Annotated in this window: 11 protein-coding genes; 4 read left to right on the forward strand and 7 right to left on the reverse strand. The window is 32.6% G+C overall.

Translation table 11 applies throughout. From position 1 onward, the window contains the following. Positions 1–70: 70 nt before the first annotated feature. A complete protein-coding gene (locus IPK88_14395; protein MBK8244614.1) occupies positions 71–1,285 on the reverse strand; it encodes a glycosyltransferase family 4 protein in 1,215 nt (404 codons plus the stop codon). A gap of 230 nt (positions 1,286–1,515) precedes the next feature. Here IPK88_14395 and IPK88_14400 point away from each other — a divergent pair, with 230 nt between their 5' ends. Continuing rightward, the gene (locus IPK88_14400) at positions 1,516–2,166 is read left to right on the forward strand and encodes an ABC transporter ATP-binding protein (GenBank protein MBK8244615.1); all 651 of its coding nucleotides are present in this window, start codon (positions 1,516–1,518) and stop codon (positions 2,164–2,166) included. 270 nt (positions 2,167–2,436) lie between these two features. Here the strand turns inward: IPK88_14400 and IPK88_14405 are convergent, their stop codons facing one another. The 3 genes from IPK88_14405 to ppk1 form a co-directional block, all read right to left on the reverse strand. Continuing rightward, a complete protein-coding gene (locus tag IPK88_14405; protein ID MBK8244616.1) occupies positions 2,437–2,634 on the reverse strand; it encodes a hypothetical protein in 198 nt (65 codons plus the stop codon). A 280-nt stretch (positions 2,635–2,914) separates the two neighbouring features. Continuing rightward, positions 2,915–3,235: a divalent-cation tolerance protein CutA gene (locus tag IPK88_14410; GenBank protein MBK8244617.1), complete on the reverse strand. Its 321-nt coding sequence runs from the start codon at positions 3,233–3,235 to the stop codon at positions 2,915–2,917. Further along, positions 3,225–5,306, reverse strand: a complete 2,082-nt coding sequence (gene ppk1, locus IPK88_14415; GenBank protein ID MBK8244618.1) for a polyphosphate kinase 1 — start codon at positions 5,304–5,306, stop codon at positions 3,225–3,227. Before ppk1 ends, IPK88_14410 begins: the two co-directional genes overlap by 11 nt. 216 nt (positions 5,307–5,522) lie before the next feature. Between ppk1 and IPK88_14420 the strand changes: the two genes are divergently transcribed. The 3 genes from IPK88_14420 to IPK88_14430 all read left to right on the forward strand — a co-directional run bounded on the left by IPK88_14420 (position 5,523) and on the right by IPK88_14430 (position 9,400). Beyond that, entirely contained in the window at positions 5,523–6,278 is a 756-nt protein-coding gene (locus IPK88_14420) for a triose-phosphate isomerase (GenBank protein ID MBK8244619.1), read from the forward strand. Between the two features lie 682 nt (positions 6,279–6,960). Next, positions 6,961–7,878: a hypothetical protein gene (locus IPK88_14425; protein MBK8244620.1), complete on the forward strand. Its 918-nt coding sequence runs from the start codon at positions 6,961–6,963 to the stop codon at positions 7,876–7,878. Between the two features lie 67 nt (positions 7,879–7,945). Then, the gene (locus IPK88_14430) at positions 7,946–9,400 is read left to right on the forward strand and encodes a T9SS type A sorting domain-containing protein (GenBank protein MBK8244621.1); all 1,455 of its coding nucleotides are present in this window, start codon (positions 7,946–7,948) and stop codon (positions 9,398–9,400) included. A gap of 121 nt (positions 9,401–9,521) precedes the next feature. Here the strand turns inward: IPK88_14430 and IPK88_14435 are convergent, their stop codons facing one another. The 3 genes from IPK88_14435 to IPK88_14445 all read right to left on the reverse strand — a co-directional run bounded on the left by IPK88_14435 (position 9,522) and on the right by IPK88_14445 (position 13,113). Then, complete coding sequence (locus IPK88_14435) at positions 9,522–10,604, reverse strand: glycosyltransferase (protein MBK8244622.1); 1,083 nt, start codon at positions 10,602–10,604, stop codon at positions 9,522–9,524. 3 nt (positions 10,605–10,607) lie between these two features. Further along, positions 10,608–11,966, reverse strand: coding sequence for a cytochrome-c peroxidase (locus IPK88_14440; GenBank protein ID MBK8244623.1), 1,359 nt, complete (start codon positions 11,964–11,966; stop codon positions 10,608–10,610). Positions 11,967–12,042: 76 nt separating this feature from the next. Then, a complete protein-coding gene (locus tag IPK88_14445; GenBank protein ID MBK8244624.1) occupies positions 12,043–13,113 on the reverse strand; it encodes a PorV/PorQ family protein in 1,071 nt (356 codons plus the stop codon). Positions 13,114–13,302: the final 189 nt, after the last annotated feature.

Genomic DNA, 13,302 nt, shown 5'->3' on the forward strand with positions numbered 1-13,302 from the left:
AACATGCTAAGCCAAAAAATGACTTCTAGAAGATCAGTCATCTTAAAAATTAATACTTATCAAGTACAGCTTATGATGCATGTTGCTTAATAGCTTGTTGAAACGCAGATATCAATTGACCTGCTAGAACAGTACCGTCGAATTTATTTTTCACCAAGGATCTTGCAGCCTGACCAATCTCATGTAATTCATCATAATGTGCATAACAGTATTGTATAGCTTCAATCATTTCTTCTTTAGTATCAGCTATTAATACATGTTTTCGGTCTATAGCCGGTATGCCTTCTAATCCAATTCGTGTTGTAATAATTACCTTTCCCAATGCCATGCCTTCCAATATTTTAACTCTAATACCGGATCCGGCAAACAGAGGGACTATCATAATGGGATGACTATTGATAAATGCTTTGGCGTCATTTGTATTTTGATGGAAAATGATATTCGGTTGATTTAATTTGGAATAACTTTCATCGGCACCACGTCCGGTAAAATGAAATTTAAGATTTGGGAATAACTGATTAATTTCTGGCCATGCCTCAGATATAAACCAATTTAAACCGGAGCTATTAGGCATCCAATCTAAGGATCCAATAAAGCATAAACTCAATTGGTTATTTGGCTGAGGTGTTATATTATATTGATTCAAATCAAGGCCAACAGGAGATGAGATACACCCATTTTTGTAGCCCAGCTCTCTAAATTTTTTAAGATCACGATCAGTAATTGCAACGAGAAAATCATAGTTGTTTAATGTTTCAACTTCGAAGCGCTTTAATTTTTTGGCTAGATAAGACAAATAGATTTTTTTTGGAATAAACTTAATCTGATCTGTAATTCTATCCCAAATTTCATGCTCAATATTATGAGCTCGCATGACGATCAAAGCATTTGAATGTTCCTTAATTATATCTAGGTAAGGAGCTAGATATAAAGTTTCCAATTGAATGATATCGTATTTGTTTTCCTTAAGTATTTGGATGAGTTGGTTGGCAAAAGATGTAGATATAAATCTGGAAATATGGTAAGAATCACTACTAAAAAGGTTTTTTAAAGCCCCAAAGGCATTGATTTGATTGTCAACCTCTACAGATTTAATAAATTTATAATGCAAACACTCAGTAGGTAATTCACCTGAAAAGTTAAAGTGATGTCTGCTGGTGTTCATAGTCAATAAGCTCATTTCGCATCCCAGATTATGCAATGCCAGACTCATTTGATTAATTGCTATAGCTTCACCGTCTTTTAACGGATAGGGAAATTTTTTACACAACTGAAGTATCTTCATAAATTCACTTACTAAAGCTTATCTAAGTCTTGAATTTTTTGTTTTAAAACTTAAAAACCTAAACTTATCCATAAAATAACGTTTTCAAGACCTAAATTGCATCGTTTTTTAGAAGAAAACTTCTAAAGGACGCAAAATTAGCCATTTATTCTAGTCTATCAAAATCAAAACCAATATTTGTGTTCCTAAACCCAAATTGTTAATATTTTCTTAAAATACGATTAAAGTAGATGATTTATTGTGATCAAATAGATAAAAAGTATCAAAATTTACAAATTCTTAAAGGTGTTAGCCTAAGGATTGAAAAAGGCAGTCTGGTCAGCATCGTAGGTTCGTCAGGAGCCGGAAAAAGTACCTTATTGCATATTCTGGGCACACTTGATAAGCCCGATAAGGGACGAGTCATATTAGATGGTGTAGATGTTTTTAGTCTGAATGAATCCGGCTTAGCCAAATTTAGAAATGAACATATTGGCTTTATTTTTCAATTTCACCATCTTTTGCCTGAACTTACGGCTTTGGAAAATGCTATTTTACCCGGATTGATCGCGAAGAAGTCTGAGTCCAGAGTTATGGAGAAGGGTAAGTCTTTATTGGATTTTTTGGGATTGGGAAGCAGATTGGATCATAAACCCAGTCAATTGTCCGGTGGCGAGCAACAAAGAGTAGCATTAGCCAGGGCATTAATTAATCAACCTAAAATTCTGTTTGCAGATGAACCAACAGGGAATCTGGATCATGACAATGCACAAGAGATTTTAAGCATGTTGTTGGAACTAAAAAAAGAATTTCAAATGACCATGTTAATCGTTACACATGATCCTGCGATTGCCAATAGAACAGAACTGATTTATACCATGCGAGATGGGATGATCGTATAAGACAATAGTTTGTTCATTTTTATGGAAATATTTTATATATTTCACTTCGATGGACAATGATTATTAAAATTATTTAATTTTCACTTTTTTTTCAAATCCTATTCGATAATCTCCAAAGCGAATTCGAAAATATTTTTTGAATCCTATTATTTTTTTCAACCCCTTTTAAGTTTTGATATATTTTCAATATTGCATTTTCAAATCTTTGGAGTGTATCATTATCTTTTATTTTAGCCAACCATTTAACAAACGATTTATCAAATTCAACAATCATTTGCTTTTTAATTTTTTAAAAACGAGATCTCTTGAGACTAATTTTCCTGTTTTTTCCTTATTCATTAGAATTCCCAATTTAATGTCTTCAAACTGTGAATCATTAATGCCCACAACATTTCCACCCAATTTTATTGCCAACTCAGCCAATATTTTACTGCTTTGCTTATCAGATTTGATAATAATTGTACTCATTTTAAATATTTTATACAAAGATACACTTTATTCTATAAGCTACATATACAGCGAAAGATCTTTAATAGTATTTTAATGGTAAATCTATTTTAGTAAGTAATTCGAAATTGTTTTTCATCCCGTAATTCGTAATTGATTTCACGCTCGTAATTCGTAATTGAAAATTCGAAATTGTTTTTCATCCCGTAATTCGTAATTGATTTCACGCCCGTAATTCGTAATTGAAAATTCGTAATTGTTTTTCGTAATTCGTAATTGTTCCCGTAATTCGTAATTGATGTTATTCACTTTCCAAACTTTCCATCATCCATTGATAGTAAGCTTTGTTGACATCCATGACGGTAGTTAAAATCGCCGGAGTTTCATATGGGTGTATAGATTCAAGAAGTTTTTTTAATGGTTTCACCTTGGATTTTAAAGTTTTTAAAATCAATACAAATTCACTAGTGTCGGTTACTTTGTTGTCCCATAAATAAAGGGATTGAACCGGGAATATTTGTGCACATGCTGCAAGTTTCGCATGCAGTGTTTTTTTTGCTAGATTTTGGGCTGTTTTTTTTAGATCACAAGGAACATAGAACAGGATGATTTTATTTTTCATTTGGTGATTCGTTGAGTTCTTTAAAATATTTGTAAGTTTCTATTTGTGATCTGATTTTTTTTCTATGGACGTTACTGATGTATTGATTGGTCTCTAGGTAATTGATGGATCTAGATTTGACATTATCATTTAATTGTAATTCAAGAATATCCATGACTTGTTTTTTTAATGGTTCTGCATATATGGGAAATGCAATTTCAATTCGAAAATGCAAATTTCTAACCATCCAATCTGCTGAAGATAGAAATATTTTTTCTTCACCATCATGGTAGAAATAATAGACCCTGCCATGTTCCAAATATCTATCTACAATGCTTATACCTGTGATGTTATCACTGAGTCCAGGTTTTTTGGGGATTAAACAATTTATACCTCTGGTAATGAGTTGTATTTCTACTCCGGCTTGACTTGCATCGTAGAGTAAATCAATCATTTCAGTATCCTGAAGATTGTTTAATTTCAATATTATTTTAGCTTTTTTGTTGGCTAGGGCCTGTTCTTTTTCAAATTCAATCAGTCCTTTTAATTCATCATTCATATTAAATTGACCAACTAATAAATGCTTAAATGAACTATGTGGTAGTTTGGTGTTTTCAAGAAAGCTAAAGACCCGGTTAATTTCAAGCGTTAATTTATCTTCTGATGTAAAAAATCCAAAATCACAATATATTTTGGCCGTTTGTTCATGAAAATTTCCGGTACTTAAGTAGGCATAATGTTTAGTTTCCCCATCAACTCTTCTGGTGACTATGGCTGTTTTGGCGTGAACCTTAAGACCCGGAAAACTGTATCGAACTTTGACACCTTTTTTTTCCATTTCTTCACCCCAAGCTAAATTAGCGGCTTCGTCAAATCTTGCTTTAACTTCTATAAATACAAAAACACTTTTTCCCTGAGCTGCTGCAGCAATCAGAGCTTCCATGATTCTTGATTTCTTAGCAACTCTATATTGTGTTATCTTAATTTGAGTTACATTTTGATCTTTTACAGCATCTTCAAAAAAGCGAATCACCGGTTCGTATTCATGATATGGAAAATACAATAAGTGATCTTGTTCATCCAGTGCATCAAATATTGATTCATGTTTTTTGAAGGGTAAGTAGGGAAGGGCTTTTAGGTGTTTGTTTCTTAAATGTTTTAATCTAAAATCCGGAAAATAGAAAAAATCAAAATTATTATGATAACGCCCTTCAGGGGTAAGGTCGGTTTTTTGAATTTCTAATAATGAAAGAAAATAATTAAGCATTTCTTTAGGCATAGCATCGTCATAAACCAATCTTGATGCCGGTCCGATGTTTCTTTTAGAAAGACTCTTTTTAATTTTAGCCATTAAGTCACCACTAAATTCATCTTCAATATATAATTCTGCATCACGAGTTACTTTAATCGAATAAGAATGTATAATGGTGTATCCTGGAAATAACCATTTCAAAGAATATCTTACGATTTCATCCAATAAAATAATGTTGTGGTGGTTGGGTTCTGATGGGATCTCAATAAATCTGCTTAAATGATCGGATGGAATTTTAACAATACCATATTGGGTTGCAGAGTCAACCTGATCTTTTGGCTTTAGAATTATAGTCAGATAGAGTTCCGAATTATTGAGAAACGGCTTTATGCGTTTTTCGACTAATAGTACGGGTTGTACATACGGTAATAAATTCTCTTTAAAATAGTCGTCCAGGAATATTTCTTGTGATTTGTTGAGTTCTCTGTGGGATAAGATGAAGATGTTTTCTTTTTTTAATTGTGGAATGATCTGTTCATCAAAGATATTATTGAATTCCTTTAGCTGATCATTCGCAATTTTGTATAATTTTTTCAATAATCGATTGGGGTCATAGTCTAATTCACTTTTTGTCTTTTTTCCAAGTCGTTTGATATTACGATGGTGGGCTACTCTGATCCTAAAAAACTCACCCAGATTGGAGGAATAGATGGCTAGAAATTTAATACGTTCCATTAGCGGAACGTTATTGTCTTTTGCTTCTTGCAAAACACGATAGTTGAAATCTAACCAGCTTATATCTCGATCTATATATTCGTTTGGTATGGTTGTATTTGGCATGTGATAGGTAATTATATAAAATGTAAATCGATGCGGTTGAAATGAAACTTATTTTTTCATCTGTACGCTAAACTTAATATATAGCAATGACCGTTTTTATGTTGGATTAAAATTACTTTAGCATGTTTTGCCATATGAGTAGATATTTATTCGTAAATAATGCGATTAAAACATGGAACGTATTACTTTTGGATTTACAAAAATACATTAAGTTACATGAATATTAAAACCCCAAAGGTAATTGCTAACTGGAAAATGAACCTCATGCCACATCAGGCACATGATGTAGTTGAAAAAATAATTGATTTGTGCCCTAAAGCCTCTTCTGACATTATTATATGCCCACCTTATACTCACTTATACCCCTTAAGGGATTTAATAAAAGATAATATTTTCCTTGGAGCCCAGAATTGTCATGACAAAACCTCAGGAGCTTATACAGGTGAGATTTCAGCCTTAATGCTTGCAGATTTGGGCGTTTCCTATGTTATATTAGGGCATAGTGAACGCCGGGAATTGGGTCCCTATGAAAATCTATCCATTAAAGCTAAAATTAGGGCTGCATTTAATGCCGGATTACAAGTAGTTTATTGTTGTGGGGAGCCGGATTCAATGAGGGAGGCTGGAAACCATGAGGATTATGTTTTAAAGCAATTGAGTTCTGATTTATTTGATTTTGAATTATCAGAATTAACCAAATTATCTATTGCCTATGAACCGATTTGGGCTATAGGAACTGGAAAGACTGCATCTCCAGAAGAGGCCCAGGCTATGCATCTCTTTATACGAAATACGATTTTCCAGCAATTTGGGTCTGACTTAGCACATTCAATGTCTATTTTGTATGGCGGAAGTGTTAAAGCCAAAAACGCTGGAATTCTAGCTTTTCAAAATGACATTGACGGTTTTCTAGTAGGTGGAGCCAGTTTGGATCCTGAAGAGTTTGCAAGTATTGTGTCAGTATTTCATTGACAATTGATCAATTTCTTCTAACATCAATTTTAATAAGTCCAATAATTTAGTTTCTAAATTAGATCTTAGGAAGTGATTATTGGCTTAATGTATTCTGTTTTTGAATTTAATTATAAATGATTTAGGCATAGCTGATCAAAGATACACTAAATGATTATATTCTGATGTAATGATTCTTCTGTTAAATACTTATTAAAAACTATATGTAATTCTCCACATTTAATTTGAATTCCATGGATTTATAAGAATTATGAACTTAATTCTAGGCTAACATTGACTTTAAGATAAAGTTATTATATTGTGGGTTGCCATTTGAGGAGTATTGATTCTGAGTACATTCACCAAAGTATCTATTGTCTAATTTATAAAGACGTTGGTGATGAGATTTGATTTTTTTGCAAAGTCTTATTTTTTTTCCGAAGTAAAATATAATTAAAATTTTAATATGTTAAAGTTTGTGAATTAGAGAATATTATTCGTATGTTTGTAGTAGTTAATGATGTTATTAACTAAAATCGCAAAGTTATGAGTAATTTTAAATGTTTTAGGAATTTACTAGGGGGGGGTAATATTAGCCCTTCTCATTGGCATTACTGGATGTCAAAAACCACAAACTGATATTTCTTTAAACAAAGGTGATAAGAAAGATCATAAGATGATTGTAGAAAATTTTAAAGAGAAAATGAAAAGCAACTCAGGCGCTCTGCAGGACAGAGATGATGAAGAATTCACACCAGAAGAGTTGCTTGACGATGTAGAACTAACGCTAAATTATGATTACACAGACCCAGGTCGAGTGGCGGATGATGCTAGTGTATGGGTGGACACATTTTCAGTACCAATAACGAATCATGTAATAACCGAATCCGATGCGACTGACTTTTATAATGCTGTTTTAGAGTTTATTGATGAGCATAATGAAAGTATTGGCGAATATGTAACTCATGTACCCAAGCTATATGATCTGGAGGAATACAATTTAAGTTCTGGATCTGTAGAATATATTGTTACCAGCGTAGTATCCACCACACTAGGATCCTATCCATTCTCACCTAAAGCCTTTGGATCTGGGGATGATTGGGATGCCAGGATAAATAAATGTGCCAGTTCAAATAGTTCAAGTGCTCCAAAACAACTTGCGAAATATGCCAATTGGAATTTAAATGAGGGTCCAGGTTATTATCTATATAATATTAGTTTTTATGATTTGCATTCACCTTATGCTTATAATCCAAGTGATCCCACACCGACAGGAGACTTTATTCTAGATTATTATCTATGGTATGTTGAATGTTGTTTTTCAAATCAATGTTTAAATCAAGGTTCGACTCCAGATTGCCCACAATTTACGGATCAAACAGTATATTGTATTGATTATTATGATTCCAATACTAGTGCATATGAGATGGCTTATTATCTATCCAGATTGGAAAATGATATAGTACCAACAGTTGTTCCTATGGGCAAGTTTTTTGGACATATTACATTTGATTATAGAGGTCGATTTTATAATTTAGACCAATATAATATACATTTTATTCAAGAATGGTATGGAAAGGTGTATTATGGTGAAAAAGATGAGGTAGCTTTTCCTAGATAATTTAATTTTTATTAACTCATATCAAGAGTACAATTACTTTGTACTCTTGATATTTTATTATATACATATGAATAATTTAATATACATTTCAATTTTTTTGTTTAGTTTTATTCAAAATAGTTTCACTCAAAACACTTCATGGGAATTCATAAATCATTCAAATCGTTGCGATCTTTTATATGATATTGTATTAGACTCCGATGGAAATTATAATGCACTAGTTGAATCTTATGATGATCTACATTTTTACGATAGTTCAGAATATGCTCAAATTAAAATAATGAAAATTGACCCTTATGGAAAAAAAATAACTGAAAAAATACTTATATCATCGCAATATAACTATTATGCAAAAAATATTTTTAGAGTCAAGGATAATTATTTCATAACTAGTTTTCATTACAGCAAGCCAGTGTTTTATAATATGGATTTTATTTTATTGAAATGTGATCTTAACTTTAATATTGTAGACAGTTTTAGTTTGAATTATCCTGAATTTGCTATCCCAAATAGTTATTCGCAATTGATCAATGATACTTTGATTGTAATGTTAACATTAGATCATCAAGATAAAAAAACCTCAGCTACAGAATATGTGATGATCAATAGTAATGGAGACTTGATAAAAACAACTAGACAACGAGAAAGAACACAGGGTATTGGTCCACATACTATTTCAAGTTCACTTGATAACTCTAAATATATGGCATTTGGAGATAATTTATATATTTTAGATCGGAATTTAAATGTTTTGAGTATTGACAGTTTTATTAGCGATCCTCCTAGATATTATATTTCAACTAATTCTACTACTTTGCTTAAATGGTCGGAAAAAAAGTATTTAATGGCTTCAATCTCATGGGAATTTACCGCAGATCTTCATTTGTGGTTTATTGATAAGAATTTCAAAGCAATTAAAAGCGTGTTAGACAGAAATGACACTACGGATGATTTTTGTGCCTGGAATGGATCTATAGCCTATTTTAACAGAAACAGTATTTATACGGCCGGCACTTCCGGCACTTCATTATTTCCTTTTGATTCTAGTGCGATATTCATTACTAAACTGGATTCAAATCTGAATGTTAAATGGAAGAAAGTATTTGCATTAGATAATTACTATTCTTTATTTAAAATTTTGCCCACTGCAGATGATGGCTGTTTGGTTGGTGGTTGGTTTAGCACTATTACACCGCATGTGTACCCAAAATATGAGGCTTATCTTCTAAAAGTAGATGCTGATGGAAATGTCACGAGTACAGGTGATGAGAAGCATATTAATTGGGAGGCTATGATCTATCCTAATCCATCGCCTGGGAGCTTTAAATTCGATGTCATTGATGACTCAGGAAGTGATTACAGAGTCGACATCATTGATCTTCAAGGAAAGACTGTATTTTCATCTCAGAATCAATCTAATCACAATTCGATAAATTTGAATTTCTTACCTTCTGGAATGTACACTTATAGTTTATACAGAGAAAAAGTACTTATTAGTTCAGGAAAATGGATAAAGGAATAAGCGGAACCTTAATTATTCTTTGTTAATAAAAACAGTTGAATTCATTAAAGAATAAATGACACCAGTATTATTTTTACATTAGTTTATACATTATGTTTTAGAACTGGATACTAAATAGAAATTATTGTAATAATGCAATTAATTTAGGTTCTTCTTTGACCCAAATAAGTTCTGCTTTAGCTTTTCTGATAGCGTGCAGCGTGGCTGCGTAATTATCTTTTGATTCAAAAAAGCGGACGGCATTTACAATCGTCGGAATATTTAAATCCGGTATACATATTCCAACATGATATTGATTCATTACATCTTCATATTCAGGAAATGACATATGAATGGCAGGTATTTCAGCTTGTATATAATCAAAGGTTTTGTTGGCCAAGGAATAATAGTAATTCAGACTTGTGTGATCCAGTAGATTTATTCCGATCCATACTTTTTGGTTTTCAATATTTAATTGACTTGGACTTAATTTACCGAGGAATATTACACGATCTGTGAGATTTAAATCAACAACTAGCTTTTTGAGTTTAGAACTAATGTCCCCATCTCCTGCCAGATAAAATCTATATTCTGGTAAATGAATCATGGCTTCTATCATGTGTTCTAAACCTCTTCCCACATTCAATACACCTTGGTACCAAATGATGTTATTGATATTCATTACTTTATTGGAGGGTAGGGTAGGATATGGCAAATTCCTTATTATGATGAAAGGTTTTTTATATTTTTGTTCGTAAATCTTGCCAAGACTTTTCGAAACGGTAATGCATACATCAGCACGTTTGATTCCGAATTTTAATATTTGAGTCCAAAACCATTGCTTATAAGTATGACCTATAATTTCAGGACTCTCCTCAAAATATTCGTGGGCATCGAAGATTAATTTTTTTCCTTTTATGGATTTAAGGATTGAAGATGCCAATAAAGTATCTGCGTCGCATGTATAAATGGAGTCAAATTTTAAAAATAACATCTTGATGAATATCCGAAGATTGTATTCAGCATAGAATAAAAATGATCTTTTGAAAAAAGTATTTATCAATTTGAATTCATAAGGCAATGAATCATATTTCTGATTGGATTTGTTTTGTGTAATTAAAGTAACATGAAAATTTTTATTATAAAATGACTGGGCTATACGAATGAGACGTTGGTCAAAAACAAACTCTGATGTGGCAACAATGACTATTTTTTTGTCCCTCATAGACTATTCAAATATTTTTTGTTTAGCATTGCAATTCATTTGTTCTTTACTTAACTTATCGTTATTCGGAAAACAAAATCCTGAAGGAACATATGTTGGTTGATATCTTTTAAGATCCGGATCGTGGAGTGCATTTTCGATAAAATCGGTTAATGCATTTATCTCTTTAACTGTAAGTTTGAGTTCAACAAATAAATTGGAAATCTGCTTTTGGGGTACTTTAATATTTTGTGAGATTGCTTTGTTTTTATATTCAATGACTTCACGAACATTGGAAAAATTACCTCCATGTCCTAAGAAACGAACATCTTTAAGATTATATAATTGTGGCACTTTAAAACAATACATGTCGTCTTCTTTTTTAGTAAAAGCGCCCCTCCCTAAGGGAATATCATTGATGGAATCTTTTTGAACGACATCTTTGCCTTCCATGTCATTCATTCCCAAGGCATAAAAATTCATTGAGTTCAATGCTGGGCCATTATGGCATTGTACACATTTCCCTTTTCCAAAAAAAAGGGCCGCTCCATTTACTTGTTGTGCTGTAAGTGTATTAGTATCGCCTCTTAACCAATATTGAAAGGGTGCTTTATTCGTAAGCACGATCCTTTCATAAGCGGCAATAGCTTTAGCCATACTTATTCTTCGGTATTTTAGATTAGCATCGGTTCTAATAAAAGCAGAATCAAACAGGGCTTGATATTCTGTTTCGCTGACTAATTTGGGGCTCATGCGCATTCCATGAGCTTCTAATGCTACTCTTGCTTGTGTTTCGACACCTTGCATTCCCAAGCGATTCAATTCGATAAAACTACCTTTTGGCCATAATGAATCTGTTCCAAAATTAGGACCTGTTGCGCCAAACTTACCGCTCCATAATTGGACTTCCTGATAAGCGCAATTGACTATACTTGGGGTTCGTATCATTTGAACATCCATTTCAGAAGAGTCGCAGAGTGGATGTTTTTGCCTATTAAATCCGAATCCTCTGCCACCTCCTGCAATAGATTGTCGAATACCTGCCTGAAATCCGGCTTCTGCAAAATGACAGGTTGCACAAGAAAAAGTCCCTGCAGCTGGAGTGCATTTAGGGTTAAAAGAAATGGCAGGATCAAAAAAAAGAAATTGCCCTAATTTAATTTTTTGTACTGAAATGGGATTGCTAGTGTCTTGTGGAATGTTTTCAAAATCAGATGATTCGGGGAGTATAAATTCTTCCAGTGATTTTGATTTGGATACCTGCTTTATTAATTCCTGGAGTTCAAAATTGGAACATGGATTAGCTGTGTCCGGGGATTTGCAATGTGTAAAATGAAATAGTAAAACAATATAAATTAGAACAAAAATAATTTTACTCGACACAATTAAGATATAATAAACTTCGGATGAGAAGACATATGGATTATTTTACCTAACTCCTAAATATAATTTAAAACACTTAAAAATCTAAACTAACAGAGAAAAAATGCGAATACAAACCAACACCTACATTTCCGATATTGGTTAAGGCATAATCTAATCCTATTTTTCCTATACGGAGACCTAATCCTCCGGTCGGTTGGAACGTAAATTGTTCTTTTCCTGTTCCATCATTTAATAATTCACTTTGAAAATTATTAGATCCTAATCTCAAAAATATTTTTTTGTTATAATCCAATTCAATTCCGATTTTTGGTTCTGCATTAAATTTGTCAGAGCCTATTAAGGATGCTTTCGTTCCATTTGTTGAACAATCCAAATCCAGTTCAGTGCTTAATCCGATTTTTGGAGTCAGTGTAAATGTATAGTTAAAACCAAAATTTAGTTTGGGTAGTGTATATTCCACTGAACTGACTGGAATAGTATTATCAGTAGCTTGTAATACAGCTTTCTCCTCATCAGAAAAAGTAAATTTATAAGCATTATAGGTACTTGTAATATCCTTGCCGACGATACTAAATCTGATTTTGTTTTTGTGATACAAAACACCTACATCGAATCCAACGCCCCATGCTTTAGCGAAAGAACCAAAAGACCGATGAATGATTTTGGCATTTAATCCCACATTCCAAGCTTCATTTTTAAGTTTTCTTCCATATGACACCAAGAAACCATAATCAACCACACTAAAAGATTGTATTCTGGAATAATCCACACTTCCATCAGGGCCAATTAATCGGAGGGTATTGGGAATATTGTCTATACCCATTCTAATGGCGCTAATTGCTCCAAACGACTTCCCTTCAGCATCTAATTTTTTACCAAATCCTATATAATCATAATTGCCAATCCCGGAATACCATTCCGCATGTTGAGCGCCTACTTGAAAATTTGCAGATATGTTAACCAGGCCTGCAGGATTCCAATAAGCTGCATTAATATGATCCGTAGATGCAGTCACAGCGCCTGCCATTGCCATTCCACGTGAACCAACCCCAATATTTAGAAAGTCGTTACTAAACTTTGGAGCTTGACCAAAAACTTGACTTGCAATGAGTATAAAAATGCTTATTTGAAAGTAGTGCTTCATACCTAATTAAATAGTTAGCAAATATATGATTAATTAATGTAATATGTATGCTATAACATAAACTTAAGTCCAAATAGAGCGTCCATTTTGGTTAAAATCCTTAAAATAACCTTTGAATAGGCTCTAATATCTAATGTTAGAGGTAATTAGATCTCCATATAGAACGTCTAATATAATGGATTTCTTTTC

Origin of the sequence: Candidatus Defluviibacterium haderslevense (assembly GCA_016712225.1) — a bacterium.
Taxonomy (GTDB): Bacteria; Bacteroidota; Bacteroidia; order Chitinophagales; family Saprospiraceae; genus Vicinibacter; species Vicinibacter haderslevensis.